Below are 304 nucleotides of genomic sequence, written 5' to 3' on the forward strand. Positions count from 1 at the left end.
GACGACCTGCGCAGCTTCATCGAGAACGCCAAGAACGAAGGCTCCGTGCCGACCGATTACGCCGTGCCGTTTGCCCATACGCCTGCCTTTGTCGGCAGTCACGTCGACGGCTACGACAACATGGTCCGCGGGGTGTTCGAACACTTCTGGAAAGGACAGCCGCGCACCGAGATCAAGGGGCGGTTCAACCTCATTCCCGGCTTCGACGGTTTTTGCGTCGGCAACAACCGTGAACTGAAGCGCATGCTGTCGTTGATGGGCGTCGACTATACCTTCATCCAGGACGCCTCCGACCAGTACGATA

1 protein-coding gene is annotated in these 304 nt (G+C 59.2%); it reads left to right on the forward strand.

Annotated features, from left to right (window positions below; genetic code table 11):
- Window positions 1–304: nitrogenase component 1 (locus tag EUU22_RS01480; RefSeq protein WP_280956455.1), on the forward strand; the 304-nt coding region annotated here is incomplete at both ends.

Source organism: Ciceribacter ferrooxidans (assembly GCF_004137355.1).
Classification (GTDB): Bacteria; Pseudomonadota; Alphaproteobacteria; order Rhizobiales; family Rhizobiaceae; genus Allorhizobium; species Allorhizobium ferrooxidans.